Here is a 19914-nt window from a genome sequence, read left to right as displayed (position 1 = left end):
TTTTAAAATGATGGACTTTAGGTCAAACGCCCAGTCGTTTGGGTAGGCAATCGCATAGAATGCCGTATAAATGATTTGGGAGGTTTTTTCTTGAATAATTATCACATGATGCATCCAATGGCCAACTCACATTATGTACCCCACATGCCACATAACATTGTCGTTCATCCAGTGGATCATTGCGTAGTCGAAAGTCTGATGTCCCTGGTTGGAAAAGTAGTTATCCTGGAAACGACTCGCGGTAGACTGGATGGATGTGTGGTTGCTGTTAAACATGACCATGTTATACTGGAGGAAAGAAACAGAAAATTCTTCGTGCGTATTGCCGAAATCGTCTGGATTATGCCTGACTAAATATCGATTGAGGGCTAACGAATCGAACGCCTCTTAAAATGTAGGATTAGACCACACTTAAGAGATGACTCCTGTACTGCACGTGCTGCAGAGGAGTCATCTTTTTAGTCTGCTCGTTCCACTGTTCATCTTTTTTAAAAAAACGCGTACAGGTTTAAAGTTTCTCAAAGGAACATTATAATGAGAGTACGAAATAACGATGCACTACGAGGTGAGAATTTGCAATATCTGTTTATAATACTATTCATCCTAGGTTTTATGGCTTTCTTCGTATTTATTGTTTTGATGGTCTTATTCATACGAAAACATAATCGGATATCGATAAGGCATGTGATGTTAACGGCGGCATGTTTTGCAATTGCTTCGATCGGAATGTATGGCATGTTGGCTTTACCTTCAAATTCTCCGCAATCATCTGGGACAAATCACACGGAGAAACACGAATCTGGCCCAGCTACAACAGAGGAACATCATGCACCTCTAACTCAAACGAATGCCTCTGGCTTCCATATGACAATGGAGGAATTCAAAAACAAATTTAATGGCGCCGTGGGCAAATACCGATTGAATGGTTTGAGTATTACCAGCTTGAATATGAAAGACTCTTCAGAGCAGGATACTGGCGCTTTCAAATATTTATTTAATGATAAATTAAGATTGGTTGGTACATTAAATTCAGATCAAAAAGTACAAGAAGTCAGGTTGTACGAGACTGGTGATATCAGCGAACCAACGGGTGGAATCTTTTTGACGGCTATCGCTACACTTATTCTGACAACCAATAACGAGTACACGTATAATGATGCGCAAGACGTGATTCAGGATATCGGCATATTGGATCGTGATGTAAGTCAGAGTAATTTTGATGGAACGACGGTTCGAAATGGATATGAATATCGCTTCAGCGTACAGGATCATGATCACTCTACTTTTGAAATAACTGTTGCGAAATAAGACCCCATTGTGTAAAGAGGCCGCTCCATGAAGGAACGGCCTAACGTGTGATATGTACTGTTTGGATAGTTCAGCGTTTGTAATTGTGAGCTCCTCTTTTTAGGAATATACCCAAAAATGTGACTTATGGTATTCGCTAATCATCCCTAGCATCTGCTCTAGCATGATGTGTCTTACCTTTGAATCACATGATTAACGATACTCTGAGCATCGTATTTAACCCATCCCAATAGTGCTGAACCTCGTGATGTTTGCCAAGGCAGCCCTACAAAATACAGTCCAGCAACCGGTGATACGCCTCTCTCGTGTAAAATTCCACCTTGGGAATCAAAAGCAGTAGTGATATCAATCCAACCATCATTTCGTTTAAACCCCGTCGCCCAGATAATATTATCTATTCGTGTCTCACTACCATCCTCATACAGGATGAGGTTATCTATTGCATTTATAGCACGTGGACACTTGTTAACTTGCCCTTTAATGATCAACTCTTTTAACTCATAGCCATAGACGTACTCTGGCTGATTTCGCAACCATTTTCCAACCATACGATCTGCACTTGCACGTAATACTCCGAGCTTTTCAAAATACCAGAATATACTTCGTTTCATAACATGCAAAGGCCTAAAGGTTATATTTCGAGCTATAGATATGTATACGGTTTGTTTATCATCTGATGCTAACTCCACGGCGATTTGGGCACCTGAATTCCCACCGCCTACGACTACTGTTGTTCCAGGAAGCAATTGAGAGCGGTTTTTATACTCTGATGAATGAAGCTGAATTACATTCTCGGATAATGACTTCGCAAAATGAGGAACATTTTTGGTCTGGAAAGGCCCCGTGGCAACGATAATATTGCGCGCTTCAATTATTCCATCATTGGTTTCAGCATAGTACACCTCATCTTGCTTCGAGAGACGGGAGATTACACAGTTTAACTTTATAGGAAGATGCATTTGCTCGGCGTAACTTTCAAAATAATCTGCAATTTCATCTTTGCTTGGCAGGCCATTTTCATTTCCACTAAGCGGCATTCCCGGTAATCCGTCATACATTCGTGGGGTAAAAAGATGCAAGGAATCGTACCGTTTACGCCAAGATTCCCCGACATATGAGGCAGCGTCAACGATTAAGAAGGTTAACCCCGACTGCTGAAGATAGTAACCTGCTGCCAAGCCTGCTTGCCCAGCTCCGATAACCAATACATCATACATATGTATCATCTCCAATATCACTTATGCATTAATATATGAGCACTTATTCATATGTTAATTTTACTTAACTACTGTCTATTTAGCAATAGAAGAGAACATCACTACTTTTTTTTATAAAACATCAATATTAAAAAGACTCCCTTACAGGAGCCTTTAATCAGTTTATCCTAGTTTGCCTGACGTATTTATGATGCTATTCCTGATATGTTCGTTATTTATTACCTCGTGTATCGATCGATGTCATCGATCGCAGATTGATGCTCTCTTCTATGATGATCTTCATGCTGACGAACGTCGTTTTTTAACTTGGCTAAGAATCCCCACCCCATAAATACAAGTAAAAGCACGGTAATCAGCGCATAAGCAAAACTATATTGATTCATGTAAAAATTGATGAAAATTGCACCAAGCATCAAGCCCAGAATCCACAATGTCCACTTTGTACTCTTTCTCAAATGATTTCCTCCCTCGATCTAATTAAATGAAAAAAGGCTCCCTTTCGGGAGCCTTTCATCTATCGGCATTAAAAGGTTTTTACACCTTTATTACATCATGCCGCCCATTCCACCCATACCGCCCATGTCAGGAACGCCAGCAGCGCCTGCAGGTTCTGGTTTGTCAGCGATAACCGCTTCAGTAGTCAGGAACATTGCTGCTACGGAAGCAGCGTTTTGCAATGCATAACGTGTTACTTTCGCAGGGTCAACGATACCCGCTTCGATCATGTTAACCCACTCGCCAGTCGCAGCGTTGAAGCCTACGCCAGTTTGTTCTTTTTTCAGACGTTCCACAATTACGGAACCTTCTTCGCCAGCGTTAGCTGCGATTGTGCGAATTGGAGCTTCCAGAGCGCGCAGGACGATGTTTACGCCCGTTTGCTCGTCGCCGGACAGGCTTACACCTGCAACCGCGTTATATACGTTCATGAGCGCTGTACCACCACCGGATACGATACCTTCTTCAACCGCAGCGCGAGTTGCGTTCAGGGCATCTTCGATGCGCAGTTTGCGTTCTTTCAATTCTGTTTCAGTAGCCGCACCGACTTTGATTACTGCTACACCGCCGGACAATTTAGCCAGACGCTCTTGCAGTTTCTCTTTGTCGAACTCGGAAGTTGTTTCTTCCAGTTGTGTACGGATTTGGCTTACACGTGCATCGATATCGGATTTGTTACCAGCACCGTCAACGATGATTGTGTTTTCTTTCGTTACACGGATTTGACGAGCTGTACCCAGTTGTTCCACAACAGCGGATTTCAGGTCCAGACCCAGTTCTTCCGTGATCAATTGGCCACCAGTGAGGGCAGCGATATCTTGCAGCATTGCTTTACGACGGTCACCAAAGCCAGGAGCTTTAACAGCTACAGCGTTGAATGTTCCACGCAATTTGTTCACAACCAGCATCGCCAGTGCTTCGCCTTCGATATCTTCAGCGATCAAAACAAGCGGTTTGCCTTGTTGAACGATTTTTTCAAGCAATGGCAGGATTTCTTGCGTGTTGGAGATTTTTTTGTCTGTGATCAGGATGTACGGGTTGTCCAGAACAGCTTCCATTTTGTCCGTATCCGTGATCATGTATGGAGAGATGTAACCGCGGTCGAATTGCATACCTTCAACCACTTCCAGCTCGGTAGCGAATCCACGGGATTCTTCAACCGTGATAACGCCGTCTTTACCCACTTTTTCCATAGCTTCAGCGATCAGTTCGCCTACTTCTTCGTCAGCTGCAGAAATTGCTGCAACTTGTGCGATGGATTGTTTGGTTTCAACTGGTTTGGAGATGGATTGCAGTTCAGCTACAGCAGCTTTAACCGCTTTGTCGATCCCTTTACGGATACCGATTGGGCTGGCGCCTGCAGTTACGTTTTTCAAACCTTCTGTGATCAGCGCTTGAGCCAATACAGTTGCAGTTGTTGTACCGTCACCGGCAACATCATTGGTTTTGGTTGCTACTTCTTTAACCAGTTGTGCACCCATGTTCTCGAATGCATCTTCCAGTTCGATTTCTTTAGCAATCGTTACACCGTCATTCGTGATGAGCGGGCTTCCGAATTTTTTCTCCAGAACCACGTTACGGCCTTTAGGACCGAGTGTTACTTTAACTGCATTAGCCAATGCGTCCACACCACGAAGCATGGAACGACGAGCGTCTTCACTGAATTTAATGTCTTTAGCCATGGTAAGAAAACCTCCCTAGTATATTGTGTAAAATGGTGTTGCTATATGGTTCGGTTAACCGATTAAATTTGAATTAGTCGAGAATCGCGTGAATATCGCTTTCTTTCATAATCAAATATTCTTTACCTTCGAACTTGATTTCTGTACCGGCATATTTGGAGAAAATAACGCGATCTCCTTCTTTCACTTCCAGAGCTACACGTACTCCGTCTTTCAATACTCCAGCGCCAACAGCAATAATTTTACCCTCTTGCGGTTTTTCTTTAGCGGAGTCCGGCAGTACGATCCCGAAAGAAGTTGTTTGCTCTTGCTCCAGTGGTTCTACCAATACGCGTTCACCTAAAGGTCTGATCATGAAAAATAGCCTCCTTTTGAAATTATATAACGTTACATTGTAGGTTGTAGCCATATGTATTAGCACTCGACAGTGTTCAGTGCTAACAACCAACTTTATGATACTTCAACTTGAAGCATGATTTCAAGTCCTTTTCATGAATTCTTGCGAGATTTTACGTTGTATTTACATCAACCCAGCCAAAAAACTCCCGATTGGCCTGTGTAAATGCCATAATACCTTTTTAACTTATTCCACAGAATCCGTAAGTCCTCCTGCATCGTTCTCAGGCAGCCCTTTTCCATTGTATCCATTGTTGAACATAATATGCCTGCTTGTCCCGTACATCAGAATATATAACCGTAAAAGTTTGTCGCCCTTCATATCCCGGGTAAGAACTGACCGCCTTATCCCGGGGATGGGCAACATACAAGATTAACACAGTTACAAAAATCGTATGAAATCTCTCTTGTTATACTGCGCTCTGCTTATCATCCTCGTCACGAACATATCGTGACTCGATCGCTGCATCAGCTGCAAGCTGTTTGCGATACACAAAGCCAGACAGAAACACACTGATCTCATATAACAGGAGCAAGGGAATCATCACAAGAAAATCGGAAATAAAGTCAGGTGGTGTGACCACAACCGCAATGAAAATCAGGACAAAATACGCGACTCTGCGCATTTTGCGAAGCCTGATCGGATTTAATATCCGCAGTCCTGTCAGGAACATAATGATTAACGGAAGTTCGAACAACAGGGATACCGGCAGTACAATGCCAAACAAAAAACTGAAATACTGCTTCATTCCGTAGGTCTCGACAAGCCCCATTTTTTCCGTAATTGATGAAGTAAAAGAAAGTGCCATCGGGAAAACAACGTAGTATGAGAAAGCTAACCCGATCAGAAATAACAGAAATACATAAGGTACGTACTTCAGCGTGGCTTTTCGCTCACGCGGCCGCAGACCTGGACTGACAAACTTCCAGAGCTGAAACACCGTAAACGGCAGCGTAATGACCAGCGAGAATAGTCCGGCAATCTTCATGTAGATGCCAATCCCATCCCAGAACGAGAAGGCATGCAGTACAAACCCCTGAGCAGTCTCTGCCTTCGTCAGATATTGATACACCGGGTCCGCTACCAGAAAGCCTGCCACCAGCCCCAAAATAAAAATACTCAACACATAAATCAACCGCTTGCGCAGCTCACTCAAATGTTCTGTAAGCGTCATTTCTTCCTTCTGCTGCGTCATGCCTGCCCCCCATTGTTGCCAGCTTAAAATACAAAACCCTTCCGGCAGGAAGGGATTTCTCTTTCATTGCCGTCAAAGTTATTCCGGCAGGCGTTTGTCCTCAGGCTTGTCTGCAGATGCAGTCTCAGATGCCAGCGGCTTCGCCTTTTCCTGTTCCTTGCGACTGGATGAATCATCATCCGAAATAATCTCACGTGCGCCTTCTTTGAATTCACGGAAAGTGCGTCCGACTGCCCGTCCTAATTCCGGAAGCTTGTTGGGCCCAAACAACAGCAACGCGATAACGGCCAGCAAAATAAAACCTGTTGGTCCAATTGAACTAAACATGGATATTATTCCTCCTCGTTTCAAGCTTCAAAGATGCACACGCTTGGCCATAGGCTCATAGATGTCTTTGCTTCATTTTGAATTATGTCAATCATACCATAGATGTAACCACTTACATAACCCACATTATTCACAAAAGAGACCTCGACATCCAATCATTTTTCCCTGCTTGATTTCCACCCGCTACTATAAGTTTCACACTTATTGCTTGAACTGCCCCGTAACCATCAGCAGCGCTTCCGGAAGCTGATCCATAATGGCCGCCAAATGCTCATGCACACCCTTCGGTGTACCTGGCAGGTTGACAATCAATGTACGTCCGCGAATACCACATACGCCGCGGAACAGCATGGCAGAACGATTCTTGCCCATGACACTGTATCTCATGGCTTCAGCCATGCCTGGAACTTCCCGTTCAATGACCCGCCGGGTCGCTTCTGGAGTAATATCACGAATCGCAAGCTCCGTACCTCCAGTGGTCAATACCAAATCAGCGTGAAAATAATCTGTCATCTCAATCAAAGCCGCAATAATCTCATCGGGTTCATCCGGAACGATGCGGTACTCCACGATTTCCCCACCCAGTTCTTCTTCCACAAGTTCCCGGATCACTTGGGCACTCGTATCCTCACGTTCCCCGCGGGCCCCTTTGTCGCTGGCTGTCAGGATTGCTGTTCTCCACACCATAAAGATCACCCTTCTCCTCTATGAAAATAAATGTCCCTTATCGGCTGAAATCGCCGTTTTTGCCACCACTTTTGAAATTCAGCATGGTTGGACCGATAATCATATCTTTTTGCATGGCTTTACACATGTCATAGATCGTCAGTGCCGCAGCCGACGCCGCCGTGAGCGCCTCCATCTCGACACCTGTCTTTCCTTCGGTTTTGACCGTAACTTCAATCTGCAATTCATCGACACCGTTGTCATGAAAACGGATATCCACACCCGTTAATGCCAATGGATGGCACATCGGAATCCAGTCCGACGTTTTCTTGGCGCCCTGTATGCCCGCAATTTGAGCCACAGCCAGAACGTCACCTTTGCCGATGCGGCCCTCCCGAATGGCTTCAAGCGTAGCCGGATTCATCGTCACTTTGGATACCGCCACAGCTGTACGCACGGTACTTTCCTTACCCGAAATATCAACCATCCGGGCTCGTCCCTGTTCATTAAAATGAGTCAGTTTGCTGCCGGAAGCCTGGTTGTTATTCGTTTCTGAATTCAATCACATCACAACCCTTTATTCGATATGTAATATACCTTCGGTTGTTATCAACAGATCAATCCGCAGATCAAGCGGGTCCATCGGAATTTCATCTTGAAGCTGGCCTGGCAATACCAATGCAGCCATCCGTGGTCTTTTGTCCGTCATCGCACATTTCGCTGCAAGCGTCTCGGCAAAACGGTCATAATAACCGCCGCCATAACCGATGCGCCCTCCTTGAAGGTCATATCCCAGCCCCGGTACGATGACAAGATCGATATCCGGCCAGCAATCAGGTTGCAGCACTTCACAGGAATCCTTGGGTTCAGGTATTCCCCATATTCCCGGCTGAATATCCTGTTCACCCATGACACGCCGCAACTCCATGCGAGCCGGATTCGCCAGCACTTTCGGTGCGAGCATTCGATCTCCATGCTTCCAGCCCTCTTCAAATAAAAAGGCCGTAGATGCTTCGCTTCCATAAGACAAATAGCTAAAAATCACAAGCCGCTTGTTCCCCAGCTTCCATTTGTCCCGTCTAAGGCGCTCCAGCTCCCGCTTCGTCACATGATTAATCTCAGTCATCACCTGCTGACGCATGCTTTCATCCATCAGATCCCGGCTCTGTCTCAGCTTGGAACGAAGGCGGCTTTTCTGTTCCGTATGATCCTGCATGTCCTTGAATAACCTCCTGTTGATCGGGAAGGTAAACTAGCTCTCCATTAAAACCATTTATATGTTATGCACCAGTTGTCATCATGTTGGAATCGTTAAAATGATTCATTTTCTGCAAAATCCTCATGTATTAACATGCCTTCTTTCAGTTTATCATTGATTGACCAAAAAGACTACACGCCCCAGGCACTCCTAATCGGTGCATTTGCTCTGTATTTCATGTAAACTGGGATATAGTTGTCATATCAAGAACTGGACCTATGGAGGAACTTAATTTTATGCTGCTGCAAGTATCCGGAATTATCAAACGTTTTGGTGTCGATCCAATCCTGGACGGCGTGAACTTACAAATATTAGAACGCGAGCGCATCGGCCTCGTTGGGGTTAACGGTGCAGGGAAATCCACTTTGCTCAAAATTGTGGCTGGGGAAATGTCCTATGATGGCGGACAGATTTTCAAATCCAAGGAAACAACGCTTGGTTACCTCGCCCAGAACAGCGGACTGCAATCCGATCGCTCCATATGGGAAGAAATGATGAACGTATTCGCCCATCTGACCCAGGCTGAAGCGGATTTGCGTCAGATGGAGCAGGATATTGCTGACCCCTCGCAGATGGAAGATGAAAAAAAGTATGCCGATCTGCTTGAACGTTATGCTAAACGCTCGGACTGGTTCAAGGATCATGGCGGTTATGAGATGGAGACCCGCATTCGCAGTGTACTGCACGGAATGGGCTTTGGTGAATTTTCACCTGATACCCAGATTGCCACACTGAGCGGTGGGCAAAAGACACGGCTTGCGCTTGCTCGCATTTTGCTTCAGGCCCCTGACCTGCTCATGCTGGACGAGCCTACCAACTATCTCGACATTGCCACCCTCACGTGGCTGGAAGATTACCTCAGAGGTTATTCCGGCGCGCTGCTGGTAGTATCCCATGACCGGTATTTCCTTGACCGACTTGTAACAACCATTGTGGAGATCGAACGACACCGCTCCAAAAAATATACCGGCAATTACAGTAGGTACATGGAACTGAAAGCTGCGGAGTACGAAAGCCAGATGAAGCAATACGAGAAACAACAGGATGAAATCTCCAAAATGGAGGACTTTGTTCAGAAGAATATCGTGCGTGCTTCAACGACCAAACGGGCACAGAGCCGCCGCAAAGCACTTGATAAGATGGAACGGCTCGACAAACCGATGGGAGATCTGAAGAAAGCTCATTTCTCTTTTGAGACGGCTGTCATGTCCGGTAAAGAAGTGCTCCGTGTGGATCAGCTTTCCGTGGCCTACGATGAGGCTTCGCCGTTGTTCCGCAATGTATCTTTTGATCTAAGACGCGGGGAAACGGTTGCTTTAATCGGTCCAAACGGTATAGGTAAATCCACCTTGCTCAAATGCCTCACTGGAAGTTTGCGTCCTGTAAGCGGTGAGATCCAATGGGGTACCAAGGTGCAGATTGGCTATTACGATCAGGAGCAGACGGGGCTTAATCCTTCCAATACGGTATTGGAAGAGCTGTGGAGTGCCTATCCAGGCATGGAGGAAGCACGGATTCGTACGGTGCTGGGCAACTTCCTGTTCAGTGGAGATGATGTACTCAAAAAGATCTCATCGCTCAGCGGTGGAGAAAAAGCTCGTGTCTCCCTCTCCAAGCTCATGCTCAAGGAAGCCAATATGCTCATTCTGGATGAGCCTACGAACCATCTTGACCTGTTCGCCAAAGAAGTACTTGAAGCAGCACTGATGGACTATGAAGGCACGTTGCTGTTCATCTCGCATGACCGGTATTTCCTCAATAAAATGGCTGAGCGCATTGTTGAACTGCATCCGGGTGGAACAGAACATTACCTGGGCAATTATGATGACTATGTGGAGAAGAAACAGGAGCTTGAAGATATCGCTCGCGAAGCGGCTGAAGCACGCCTTGCCTCTTCCAAAAACTCGGCTAAGTCTGATCCAGCCCTATCCGCAACCGAAAAATCCGGAGCCGCCTCATTCGAAGCGGACAAGCAGGCCAAGCGCGAAGAACGTAACCGCCAGCGCAAGCAGGAAGCTCTGGAACAACAGATTTCGAAGCTGGAAACGGAGATTACGGAGCTTGAGGCTCAGATGGCCCTGCCTGAAATATATCAGGATTACATGAAGCTGCAAGAACTTCAGGAGAAGGCAGAGGATCACAAGCTTCAACTTGCCAAGGCTTATGAAGAGTGGGAAGAATTAGCTTTGGAATAAGAAACCAAATAGAATGGACTTGATATCAAAAGCTGATTCCTAAATGGAATCAGCTTTTTTTGTTGAACATAAAGCAGGACGGATTGGAGTAGAATGATTCCCCATTTGTCAAATCTACTCGAATCAAGTAAAATATTTTTGCATTGTACAGCTTCTCATTTATCCACAGAAAAGCAAGATAGCAAGCAATTGAATTTATTTAATTATACGGCGGTAGAATAGCTTTTTCCACACAAAAACCATATTTATCCACCAAGTTATCCACGTTATCCACAACTTTGTGGATATAACCCGGCCATTCTATCCCCCAAAACCCATTATTATCGAAAACATTACTGGTTTGACTTTGAGATAGTTACCCACAATTTATACTGAATATGTGGATAATTATAATCACATCTTGACAAACACATTCGTGCTTTCAATTTTTTTCTCCTATAAAGGACAAAAGCAGACCTTTGTATTTAAGGCCTGCCTCTGTTCTTCTTTTAATCAGAAAGTGATGTGATTTGCCGGAATACTTTTACGCATGCACGGATTCATCCATTTCGAAAGTCTCCGCCTTTAGTCCGGCCGCATTACAAGCTGCAACATACGCCAGACCCGCAGCCATGACAATATCATTGTGCGTGGCGGTTCCTCTGAATTCACGTCCTGCACGCTCCACGGTAACCGCAGCTTCTGCACTCGCAGCCTCTCCTCCGCTCAGTGCGTGCATTTCCATATCGACAAACGTAATGTCGTCCGAGATACTTTGACCAATCGCACGAATCGTTGCATCTACCGGACCACCGCCAACGGCAGAATAGGATTGCTCCCCTGCGCTCGTGCGAATACGAACTGCTGCCATTCGATCCGTCATGCTGCCCGCCGTAACCTGCAATTCAACCAGTTCATAATCCTGTGCAGGAATATTCATGGTCTGGCTCACCATCTGCAATAACTGGTCATCACTGACCACCTTCTGTTGATCGGCGGTTTCTTTAAATATCTCATACAGTTGTTCCATTTGCTGCTCATCCGGTTCAAAGCCATATTTGCGAACCCGATCCTTCAAAGCGTGACGCCCGGAATGTTTGCCCAGAATAATCATGCTGCGTGGAATGCCCAGCGCTTCCGGGTCCATAATCTCATACGTACTCCGATTCTTGAGCAGACCATCCTGGTGAATACCAGACTCATGCTGGAAGGCATTGCGCCCTACTACCGGTTTGTTGTAGGCAATCGGGAAATGCATCGCACGGCTAATTTGACGAGAAGTCTCATACAACTGGTTCAGTTTGATATTTGTGGTTGCGCCGATTACATCTCCCCGTGTCTCCAGAGCCATAATCAGCTCCTCCAGGGCACAGTTGCCCGTCCGTTCTCCCACACCGTTGATGGTTACTTCAATCTGGGAAGCACCGTTGGCGATCGCAGCCAGACTGTTGGCAACCGCAAGTCCCAGATCGTTATGACAGTGTGCGCTGTAACGTACCTTGTCTCCGCCTCTTGCACCCTCACGTACCTGACGGAACATCTCTCCATATTCATGCGGCAATGCATACCCGACCGTATCTGGCAAATTGATAATACTTGCTCCTGCTTCAATAGCTACTTCAACCATCTCAATCAGATCATCCATCTTTGTACGAGCCGCATCCATGGCGGTGAACTCCACAATATCCGTGAACTGACGTGCATAGGAGACCATCTCCCGGGCAGTAGCCACGACTTCACTACGCGGTCGGCGCAGTTGATGCTCAATATGGATGTCCGAAGAGGAGATAAACAGATGAATTCGGCGGCGCGCTGCGTCAGCCGTTGCTCGAACAGCTGCATCAATATCCCCTTTGACCGCACGTGCGAATCCGCAAATCTCCACGTTTTGCAATTGTCTGGAAATCGCCTGAACCGCCGCGAACTCACCTGGACTTGAGATCGGGAATCCAGGCTCGATGACGTCGATGCCCAGAGAAGCCAGTTGATGTGCCAGTTCAATTTTTTGTTCAGGCTGCAGACTCGCTCCCGGTGCTTGCTCTCCATCGCGCAGTGTTGTATCAAAAATCTCAATCATGCGTTTGTTATTGTTCGTTGTCATATTCATCAACCTCCATCAAATTTGAATGTATATTGGATTTTGGGGATGTGAACCAGGCGTTCACTTCCCGTTTTCTATGTTTATTCATTTTGCATTCCATGCCGATGTGCACGTCGACTTGCACGCCGGACATATTTCTTTGTCTGAACCATGATTGATTCCCATTGCCCACCCTGCTGCCGGCAGCAAACACAAATAACCCGCCATCTCATCTAAGAGACGGCGGGTTATTATCCCCTCCGCGGTACCACTCTTGCTTGATGGTCCAGGCTTGCGCCAGGCACCATCCACCTCGTCGTCTCCAGCTTAGCTCGGTTGCAGCTGCTTACACGCAACAATAACAGCCGATCCAGCTGGAGAAACACCCTATAACGGAGGTTAGCCGTTGCTGTGTACCACAATGCCCTTTGGTTACAAGAACAAGGGATGAGACATCGTCTCACTGCTTCCACAGCTCCGTTCCCGGGCGAGATTCAAACGATTCCAGCCACTGCGTCGCACCACCCCGCAGCTCTCTGTGCGCTTCATCGTTTTACTGCTCCCGTTCATTACATTTATGATATGTGACCATGCATTCATCACCATTTTGAAAATCAAAAAAGCCTGCCATCTCCTGCAATAATGCAAGAGACGACAGGCTGTTCACCTTCGCGGTACCACTCTTGTTGACTTTCATTTCCTTCGAGCTGATCCTGTATGCGTCCATACCGTTATCATTGCCCAAAGTGACAAAAGCCCCCTCAGTTATTGTTGATCTTCGACCGATATGTTATCCGGCTTCATCAACAACGGCCCATTCACGGAGGCAACCCGTAACCATGTACTTTGGGCCATCATCGGCCTTCGGCTTCTCCCGGGGAGTTACCGTGTTCCATCGTTCCGCTTCCAGGTGAGTTTCAGGTTTCCTTCGACTGCGTTGCACCACCCCGCAGCTCTCTATGACCGGGAATTACCCTACTGTTCCTGTTCATTGCGTTTCAGTTCAGGAATCTGAATTCCTGTTTTAATTTGTAATTAATATACAGTCTTCACTTGAGACTGTCAAGTCTTCAAATACATGAATTATTCTACAGCGATTGAACAGACCATGCCTCAAGTGAAAGTCCCGGATCAGCCTTGGCATCGAATTCCGAGATTTCTCCCCGCTGCCATTTCAAATACGCCGCAGCTCCAATCATGGCGGCATTGTCGGTACAATACTCCATTGGCGGGATCAGCAATTCGAGCCCTTCCTTCGCACAACGCTCCTGCAAAGCTGAACGCAATCCGCGGTTTGCAGCAACGCCACCGCATAACAGCAATTGACGCGATCCATATTCACGGACAGCCCTTACCGCTTTTTCTACCAGCACTTCGACGACAGCTTCCTGAAAGCCTCGTGCCACAGCGGATGGTTCAAGCGTTTCTCCACGCATTTTGGCTTGGTTCAAAACATTCAGTACAGCAGACTTCAGGCCGCTAAGGCTGAAATCATACGAATCGGCTTCCAGCCAGACGCGTGGCAAAGGTACCACCTGCTCTGCTTCAGCAGCCATCCGGTCCACATGCGGTCCTCCCGGATAAGGACAACCCAGTGCACGCGCCACTTTGTCATAAGCCTCGCCTACAGCATCGTCACGCGTACGTCCGATCAGTTTGAACTTGCCTTCGGATTCCATATGCACAAGCTCGGTATGACCACCCGAAACCACCAGTGCCATCGCTGGATATTGCAGCTCATGGGTAAGTCTGTTGGCATAGATATGTCCCGCAATATGATGTGTGCCAATGAGCGGTTTGCCAAGGGCCATGGCCATGGTTTTCGCAGCTACGATGCCGACCAGCAATGCACCAACCAGTCCAGGCCCTTGCGTCACAGCAATCGCACTTAGATCACGCGGACGGATGCCGGATTGCTCAATAGCCTGTTCCAACATCAGTGTAATGACTTCCACGTGTTTACGCGAAGCCACTTCAGGCACAACCCCGCCAAATGCCTTATGTGTCTCGATCTGACTGGAGATCAGATTGGACAACACTTCCCGTCCATCCTTGACTACCGCTACGGATGTTTCATCACAGCTTGTCTCCACGGCCAATATATAAGATGGTGCTGAACTTACCTTTTCATTGAAATCCTTCATGAATCCGTTACGCTTCCTTCCTCTTCGCCGCTCCGGCTCGCAGGCGGCAAATTCGCCCACATAATCATCGCATCTTCCCCATTGTCGGAGTAATACCCTTTGCGAAGACCAGCCGATTCAAACCCTTTTTTCTGATACAAGCTCTGGGCAATCCGATTCGAAACCCTGACTTCCAGCGTCATGCGCTCCATCCCGAGATAAGCCGCTGTTCTCATCAGTTCGTCCAGTAGTTTCTCGCCGAGCTTGCGTCCACGATAAGCTTCACGGACAGCGATATTGGTAATGTGGGCTTCATCCATGATCGTCCACATGCCGGCATAGCCGATCGCTGTACCTTCCAATTCCATAACCATATATTTAGCAAAATGATTGTGTGTCAATTCATTCTGAAATGCTTCTTCCGTCCAGGGCAGGGTGAAGGCCTCATGTTCAATAATCATGACATCGGGAATATCCTCCAGCGTCATGAACCTGAACTGAAGCGCTGCTTCCTGCTCGTCACTCTCCACATTGTCCATCTGCTTCCCCTCCCTTTTAGCCTTTGCGCAGCAGGTTGGCTTCCGCTTCAGCCAGCTGGGTATAGTTCGGCACGAGCGCATGCACGTCATCTCGCTGACCTGCAAGCAGCGCCTCGGCGCCTAAGCGCCCAACCCAGCGGCCCTCCAGCTCATAGGGTACGAGCTGGAGCGCCGTTCCTGCGGGGCAGCGAAGCTCAGCCGCTGCTGCCGCATGCGGGCCCGTCTCGCCGACAATCCAGACGGCAGCGGGCCGCTCTTCCGGCGCCGCTTCCGCCATGCGGGCGGCGAGGGCTTCCAGCCATCCGTCCACCAGACGGATGGCATCGGGCGCCAGCCGCCGGGGCGCAGCGCTCCCGGCGGAGGCGAACAGCGCGGTATAGGCTTGACCGCGCCGCGCATCCACAAGCGGAACGATCCAGTGGACAGGGGCGGCACCTGTGCCGCCCTGATCCGCGGATGGCGTTCCGCCAGCCCCTGCTGCGGCATCCCCTGCCGCAGCTTCGGCCTTGGCGGCGAGGCCGCTGTGCCAGCCGCCCCAGGCCAGGGCCTGAAGGCTGGACACCCCGACAACGGGGATGTCCCACGCCCAGGCCAGCGTCTTCGCCGCGGTCACCGCAATGCGGATGCCCGTGTACGATCCCGGGCCAATGCCGACGGCAACGCCGTCCAGCTGTCCTGGCTGCGTGCCGCTGGCTTCCAGCAGCTGCTCCATCACAGGCACGACGTGTACCGAATGGTTGCGTTCTGCCCGTTCATTGCGTTCTTCCAGAAGGGCGTGGCCTTCCATCACTGAGGCTGCCATCACCGCAGTCGAGGTATCCAACGCCAAAAACCGCTGGCGCGGCTGTTTTTGTAAATCTTCCATCATCATTTGACTCCATTCTGTCTGAACTGTCGGCACATGGCAGCATACGTCTCGCCATACCCATCCAGCGTAATCGTTCGATCCTCCGGACCGGTCGTCTCGATCTGCACATGCAAGTGTTCCTGCGGCAGCAATTCGGGAATGATGCTGGACCATTCCACCAGACTGACTCCGGCACCATAGAAATACTCATCCAGTCCAAGCTCGTCCGCTTCTTCCAGCGATATGCGGTACACATCCATGTGATATAAGGGCAGACGCCCTTCATATTCCTTGATCAGTGTAAACGTGGGGCTGTTAACCACATCACGTACACCCAAATGCCATGCAAACTTTTGTGAAAATGCCGTTTTGCCCGCGCCCAGATCACCGTCCAGTGCAATCACCATGCCGGCGGTTGCCTGTTCAGCGAGTGCGGACGCGAGTACTTCTGTATCTGCAATGCCATGGGAGTGATACACCCACTGCTCATGCGTCTGATTCAATATACGCCCCACCTTTGGCGGTCAAGCCGCCTGAGTTCACTTTGAACTTTATTATATCGGTCCCATTCTCCCCCCGCAACATCGAAGGATCAGAAGCAGAACGGAAGACAGGCCACCATTCACACGAACGACAAATAAACCGGCACCTGACGGCACCGGCCTTTCCTGACATCCTTTACCAAACGTCTCTTTTACTCTTCCAAACGATCTACACGTACCGTCTGGGTATTCCCCGGTCTGCTGCCCACTTGCACCGTTGCCATACCATTCGCTTCATCCACATTTTCGATCCAGACCGGATCTCCTTCTAATGTAACTGCAATCGTATCTTTGGAATCATAAATGGCTTTCGCACGTTTAACATCCATCATTATTATTCATACTCCCCTTCCGGATCTTCATGTGATTCCCGTACCATGCTATCTGTCGTACTGTCACCGATATAACCGTTATCTTCCGTAACTTGTCCACCGCCCAAACCCTCATTCACCATCCGGTCAATGTCAAGCATGAACGACTCCCGGTCAAGCGGCAGTTCTTCTGAGGTAATAGCCTCCCAGTTAACCGCTGTTGCAGGCGTATGAAAATCTTCAGACCCTTCCGACTCGGCACGAGGATACGGAGAGAACGTATGGGCGTGAGCTTCAGCTTCGTCTCGTTTGTTCTTCATAGGGGTACCTCCTGACGTGATAGTTGATAACTAACATCATCCTCTTTCAAACCCAGCGTTTTAGATCGCAGATCTTAAAGGATGTTTCTGTTATCATCCCCCACTCTTTCTGAAGCATACCGTTCCGGTGAAATAGGGTTACCCAGCCCGTGAAATGCCCATACTATTCATAAAATGTTCTCGGAAAGGAGCCGTTCATGCATACAGTCTGGAAAGGTGCCATAAGCTTTGGTCTGGTTCATGTTCCTGTCAAAATGTTTTCGGCTACCGAAGACAAAGACATCTCCATGCGTTATATTCACAAAGTCTGCGGCAGTCCACTTGCTTATGTACGTAAATGTCCTTCCTGCGAAGTTGAGGTTCAATGGGAAGAGATTACCAAAGGATATGAATATGAGAAAGGCAAATTCGTTTTGTTCGAAAAAGACGAGCTTGAAGCGTTAAATGATTCCAGCAGCAAAACCATTACCATTCTGGATTTCGTGGATTTAACGGAAATTGATCCGATTTATTTTCAAAAAACGTATTACCTCTCCCCCGATCAGGCGGGAGGAAACGCCTACCAGCTATTAATGACTGCCATGCGGGATACAGGCAAAATTGGCATCGCAAAAGTATCCATTCGTTCCAAAAGCAGTCTGGCTGCCATCCGAGTGCTGGAGGATTGCCTTTCCATGGAAACCATTTTCTATCCGGACGAGATCCGTCCCGTCTCTCAGGTTCCCAACCTGCCCGAGGTTCTGAACGTAAACGAGAAGGAATTGACGATGGCCAAACTGTTGATCGATCAGTTATCCACGCCTTTTGAACCCGGAAAATATACTGATGACTATCGCGCCAAACTGCTGGATCTGATCAATCACAAAGTGGCCGGTGAAGAAATCAAAATTGCCCCTGCTAAACCGGAAGCCAATGTCATGGATCTCATGGCAGCGCTGCAAGCAAGTATTGAAGCTGTGAAGCCCATTCCATCCGATCCCGGAACCACCACAGCCAAACCTAAGAAACGAGCTCCCAAGAAAACGTCGGTCCAAGCAGCGGCTGGAGGAGAAACAGAGGCTCCTGCTCCTGCAAAAAGAAAAAAGGCTGCGCCTAAGCCCAAGGCATAAGCCACAAAAGGAATCGCCTGTCATCAGCATTAACATTGGAAATCCGGCTATGGAGCCGGATTTTTGTTTTGCATTCCATGTTTGCAGCAATACTCATACAAGAATGATCACACCAAAATGAAAATACAATTGACGAAAGTTGATTTATATTTTATATTAACTTATGAAAAGTAACTTATTTATGAATGTACAGTTGAGTCTCATATCTACATGAGCTATGACATGACAATAGTCTACTCCATTGCCAATGCGTGAACCGTAACAAACCAACTAAATTTGTTTACAGGAGGAAATCCTTATGAATTCTACTTATCAAATTCCTGCTACAACCCATCTGGGTGAAGTAAGTCTGCGAATCAGCAATCTGGATCGATCCATTCAATTTTATACCGAGGTGGTCGGACTGAAACTGCTTGAACGCAGCGACAAAGTCGCTACCATGACAGCCGATGGAAAGCATTCGCTTCTGCGCCTCGAGCAGTTAGCCAATGCAGTGACGATGCCTGTTCGCTCCACTTCTGGCCTATATCATTTCGCTATCCTGCTGCCTGACCGCAAATCGCTGGGCCTTGCCCTCCGTAATCTGGCTGAGTCGGGCATCGAAATTGGTCAGGGTGATCATCTGGTCAGTGAAGCATTCTACATTTCCGACCCGGATCAGAACGGTATCGAGATCTATGCAGACCGTGCACGGGACACTTGGAAACGAGATGCAGATAATAACTACATTATGTCAAGTGATCCTGTTGATGTAGACAGCCTGTTCGCTCTGGCCGCGAACGAGCCTTGGCAGGGATTGCCTGCCGGAACCGTTATTGGTCATGTTCATTTCCACGTACGTGGTCTGGAAGAATCGCGCCGCTTCTATACAGGCGTGCTTGGTTTCGACATCGTTGGTAACTTCGCCAACATGTCTGCCCTGTTTGTGTCCGCAGGCGGTTATCACCATCACATCGGGCTGAACATTTGGGCTGGTACAGGCGCACCTGTGAATCCGGCCAATGCGACAGGCATTGACTACTTCACCATCATTTATGACGGAAAAGAACAATTGGAACAAGCTGTTGAACAACTGCGTCAATCCAACGCATCGATCGAACAGCAAGGTAAGGACTGGTTTACTGTAGACCCGCAGAATATTCGCATTCGCTTGACCACAACGAACTAACACGGGAAATCCGTGACAATAATATTGTGATGAAGTTGAGTACTCTGATTAGCCCGGACACCAATTCCCTCGCTCATATGGGGAAATCAGTTGTCCGGGCTTTTTTGCCTACCTTTTTTTATGTTGATAGATGCCTTTATCCATTTCCTAATAAAA

Annotated in this window: 21 protein-coding genes and 2 other annotated features; of the genes, 5 read left to right on the top strand and 16 right to left on the bottom strand. The window is 47.7% G+C overall.

Features of this window, described 5'->3' with window-relative positions:
- The first annotated feature begins 90 nt into the window (after positions 1–90).
- Positions 91–354 (top strand): DUF2642 domain-containing protein, encoded by a 264-nt coding sequence (locus MKY42_RS07015; RefSeq protein WP_339849989.1) that lies wholly within the window; start codon positions 91–93, stop codon positions 352–354.
- Positions 355–870: 516 nt separating this feature from the next.
- Positions 871–1308 carry a hypothetical protein gene (locus tag MKY42_RS07010; protein ID WP_339849986.1) on the top strand — a complete coding sequence of 146 codons (438 nt, stop codon included), beginning with the start codon at positions 871–873 and terminating at the stop codon, positions 1306–1308.
- Positions 1309–1481: 173 nt separating this feature from the next.
- On the opposite strand, the gene MKY42_RS07005 is transcribed toward MKY42_RS07010, so the two are convergent.
- The 9 genes from MKY42_RS07005 to MKY42_RS06965 all read right to left on the bottom strand — a co-directional run bounded on the left by MKY42_RS07005 (position 1482) and on the right by MKY42_RS06965 (position 8503).
- On the bottom strand, positions 1482–2525 hold the full coding sequence (locus tag MKY42_RS07005) for an NAD(P)/FAD-dependent oxidoreductase (protein ID WP_179265544.1): 1044 nt from the start codon (positions 2523–2525) through the stop codon (positions 1482–1484).
- Between the two features lie 218 nt (positions 2526–2743).
- Entirely contained in the window at positions 2744–2980 is a 237-nt protein-coding gene (locus tag MKY42_RS07000) for a hypothetical protein (RefSeq protein ID WP_339849984.1), read from the bottom strand.
- A 90-nt stretch (positions 2981–3070) separates the two neighbouring features.
- Positions 3071–4702, bottom strand: coding sequence for a chaperonin GroEL (gene groL / locus MKY42_RS06995; protein WP_090894309.1), 1632 nt, complete (start codon positions 4700–4702; stop codon positions 3071–3073).
- 73 nt (positions 4703–4775) lie between these two features.
- Complete coding sequence (gene groES / locus MKY42_RS06990) at positions 4776–5057, bottom strand: co-chaperone GroES (RefSeq protein ID WP_024630746.1); 282 nt, start codon at positions 5055–5057, stop codon at positions 4776–4778.
- A gap of 451 nt (positions 5058–5508) precedes the next feature.
- Complete coding sequence (tatC, locus tag MKY42_RS06985; protein ID WP_090894308.1) at positions 5509–6294, bottom strand: twin-arginine translocase subunit TatC; 786 nt, start codon at positions 6292–6294, stop codon at positions 5509–5511.
- Positions 6295–6372: 78 nt separating this feature from the next.
- Positions 6373–6621 (bottom strand): twin-arginine translocase TatA/TatE family subunit, encoded by a 249-nt coding sequence (locus MKY42_RS06980; RefSeq protein ID WP_064640077.1) that lies wholly within the window; start codon positions 6619–6621, stop codon positions 6373–6375.
- Positions 6622–6822: 201 nt separating this feature from the next.
- Positions 6823–7308 carry a MogA/MoaB family molybdenum cofactor biosynthesis protein gene (locus tag MKY42_RS06975; protein ID WP_024630749.1) on the bottom strand — a complete coding sequence of 162 codons (486 nt, stop codon included), beginning with the start codon at positions 7306–7308 and terminating at the stop codon, positions 6823–6825.
- Positions 7309–7345: 37 nt separating this feature from the next.
- Positions 7346–7849: a cyclic pyranopterin monophosphate synthase MoaC gene (moaC, locus tag MKY42_RS06970; protein WP_090894306.1), complete on the bottom strand. Its 504-nt coding sequence runs from the start codon at positions 7847–7849 to the stop codon at positions 7346–7348.
- A gap of 15 nt (positions 7850–7864) precedes the next feature.
- The gene (locus MKY42_RS06965; RefSeq protein ID WP_339849974.1) at positions 7865–8503 is read right to left on the bottom strand and encodes a 5-formyltetrahydrofolate cyclo-ligase; all 639 of its coding nucleotides are present in this window, start codon (positions 8501–8503) and stop codon (positions 7865–7867) included.
- Positions 8504–8781: 278 nt separating this feature from the next.
- Here MKY42_RS06965 and MKY42_RS06960 point away from each other — a divergent pair, with 278 nt between their 5' ends.
- Positions 8782–10740, top strand: a complete 1959-nt coding sequence (locus tag MKY42_RS06960; protein WP_090894302.1) for an ABC-F family ATP-binding cassette domain-containing protein — start codon at positions 8782–8784, stop codon at positions 10738–10740.
- A gap of 523 nt (positions 10741–11263) precedes the next feature.
- Here MKY42_RS06960 and MKY42_RS06955 read toward each other — a convergent pair.
- The 7 genes from MKY42_RS06955 to MKY42_RS06925 form a co-directional block, all read right to left on the bottom strand.
- Entirely contained in the window at positions 11264–12820 is a 1557-nt protein-coding gene (locus MKY42_RS06955; RefSeq protein WP_090894300.1) for a 2-isopropylmalate synthase, read from the bottom strand.
- Positions 12821–13032: 212 nt separating this feature from the next.
- Positions 13033–13378 (bottom strand) — a binding site (T-box leader).
- Positions 13379–13443: 65 nt separating this feature from the next.
- Positions 13444–13800 (bottom strand) — a binding site (T-box leader).
- Between the two features lie 87 nt (positions 13801–13887).
- Positions 13888–14943: a tRNA (adenosine(37)-N6)-threonylcarbamoyltransferase complex transferase subunit TsaD gene (gene tsaD / locus MKY42_RS06950; RefSeq protein WP_090894294.1), complete on the bottom strand. Its 1056-nt coding sequence runs from the start codon at positions 14941–14943 to the stop codon at positions 13888–13890.
- The gene (gene rimI / locus MKY42_RS06945) at positions 14940–15461 is read right to left on the bottom strand and encodes a ribosomal protein S18-alanine N-acetyltransferase (protein WP_090894292.1); all 522 of its coding nucleotides are present in this window, start codon (positions 15459–15461) and stop codon (positions 14940–14942) included. Before rimI ends, tsaD begins: the two co-directional genes overlap by 4 nt.
- Before the next feature lie 16 nt (positions 15462–15477).
- Complete coding sequence (tsaB, locus tag MKY42_RS06940) at positions 15478–16326, bottom strand: tRNA (adenosine(37)-N6)-threonylcarbamoyltransferase complex dimerization subunit type 1 TsaB (protein WP_090901919.1); 849 nt, start codon at positions 16324–16326, stop codon at positions 15478–15480.
- Positions 16327–16328: 2 nt separating this feature from the next.
- Positions 16329–16811 (bottom strand): tRNA (adenosine(37)-N6)-threonylcarbamoyltransferase complex ATPase subunit type 1 TsaE, encoded by a 483-nt coding sequence (gene tsaE, locus MKY42_RS06935; protein WP_053783473.1) that lies wholly within the window; start codon positions 16809–16811, stop codon positions 16329–16331.
- Positions 16812–17002: 191 nt separating this feature from the next.
- Positions 17003–17179: an H-type small acid-soluble spore protein gene (locus MKY42_RS06930; RefSeq protein ID WP_053783520.1), complete on the bottom strand. Its 177-nt coding sequence runs from the start codon at positions 17177–17179 to the stop codon at positions 17003–17005.
- 5 nt (positions 17180–17184) lie between these two features.
- Entirely contained in the window at positions 17185–17481 is a 297-nt protein-coding gene (locus tag MKY42_RS06925; protein WP_090894289.1) for a hypothetical protein, read from the bottom strand.
- A gap of 197 nt (positions 17482–17678) precedes the next feature.
- On the opposite strand from MKY42_RS06925, the gene MKY42_RS06920 reads away from it, so the two are divergent.
- Together MKY42_RS06920 and MKY42_RS06915 are read left to right on the top strand one after the other, a co-directional pair.
- Positions 17679–18590: a Ku protein gene (locus tag MKY42_RS06920; protein ID WP_339849967.1), complete on the top strand. Its 912-nt coding sequence runs from the start codon at positions 17679–17681 to the stop codon at positions 18588–18590.
- Positions 18591–18888: 298 nt separating this feature from the next.
- Positions 18889–19758, top strand: a complete 870-nt coding sequence (locus tag MKY42_RS06915; RefSeq protein WP_339849964.1) for a VOC family protein — start codon at positions 18889–18891, stop codon at positions 19756–19758.
- The last annotated feature ends 156 nt before the right edge of the window (positions 19759–19914 follow it).

It is taken from the genome of Paenibacillus sp. FSL W7-1088, from assembly GCF_037969855.1.
Taxonomy (GTDB): Bacteria; Bacillota; Bacilli; order Paenibacillales; family Paenibacillaceae; genus Paenibacillus.
The sequence above is the reverse complement of the archived record's forward strand: the minus strand, read 5'-3'. Positions and strand labels throughout refer to the sequence as shown.

Excerpts from the sequence above, each read along its gene's own strand:
- MKY42_RS07010 (WP_339849986.1), top strand. The coding sequence starts at position 871 with ATGGAGGAATTCAAAAACAAATTTAATGGCGCCGTGGGCAAATACCGA.
- MKY42_RS07005 (WP_179265544.1), bottom strand. The coding sequence starts at position 2,525 with ATGTATGATGTATTGGTTATCGGAGCTGGGCAAGCAGGCTTGGCAGCA.
- groL (WP_090894309.1), bottom strand. The coding sequence starts at position 4,702 with ATGGCTAAAGACATTAAATTCAGTGAAGACGCTCGTCGTTCCATGCTT.
- groES (WP_024630746.1), bottom strand. The coding sequence starts at position 5,057 with ATGATCAGACCTTTAGGTGAACGCGTATTGGTAGAACCACTGGAGCAA.
- tatC (WP_090894308.1), bottom strand. The coding sequence starts at position 6,294 with ATGACGCAGCAGAAGGAAGAAATGACGCTTACAGAACATTTGAGTGAG.
- MKY42_RS06980 (WP_064640077.1), bottom strand. The coding sequence starts at position 6,621 with ATGTTTAGTTCAATTGGACCAACAGGTTTTATTTTGCTGGCCGTTATC.
- MKY42_RS06975 (WP_024630749.1), bottom strand. The coding sequence starts at position 7,308 with ATGGTGTGGAGAACAGCAATCCTGACAGCCAGCGACAAAGGGGCCCGC.
- MKY42_RS06965 (WP_339849974.1), bottom strand. The coding sequence starts at position 8,503 with ATGCAGGATCATACGGAACAGAAAAGCCGCCTTCGTTCCAAGCTGAGA.
- MKY42_RS06960 (WP_090894302.1), top strand. The coding sequence starts at position 8,782 with ATGCTGCTGCAAGTATCCGGAATTATCAAACGTTTTGGTGTCGATCCA.
- MKY42_RS06955 (WP_090894300.1), bottom strand. The coding sequence starts at position 12,820 with ATGACAACGAACAATAACAAACGCATGATTGAGATTTTTGATACAACA.
- tsaD (WP_090894294.1), bottom strand. The coding sequence starts at position 14,943 with ATGAAGGATTTCAATGAAAAGGTAAGTTCAGCACCATCTTATATATTG.
- rimI (WP_090894292.1), bottom strand. The coding sequence starts at position 15,461 with ATGGACAATGTGGAGAGTGACGAGCAGGAAGCAGCGCTTCAGTTCAGG.
- tsaB (WP_090901919.1), bottom strand. The coding sequence starts at position 16,326 with ATGGAAGATTTACAAAAACAGCCGCGCCAGCGGTTTTTGGCGTTGGAT.
- MKY42_RS06930 (WP_053783520.1), bottom strand. The coding sequence starts at position 17,179 with ATGGATGTTAAACGTGCGAAAGCCATTTATGATTCCAAAGATACGATT.
- MKY42_RS06925 (WP_090894289.1), bottom strand. The coding sequence starts at position 17,481 with ATGAAGAACAAACGAGACGAAGCTGAAGCTCACGCCCATACGTTCTCT.
- MKY42_RS06920 (WP_339849967.1), top strand. The coding sequence starts at position 17,679 with ATGCATACAGTCTGGAAAGGTGCCATAAGCTTTGGTCTGGTTCATGTT.
- MKY42_RS06915 (WP_339849964.1), top strand. The coding sequence starts at position 18,889 with ATGAATTCTACTTATCAAATTCCTGCTACAACCCATCTGGGTGAAGTA.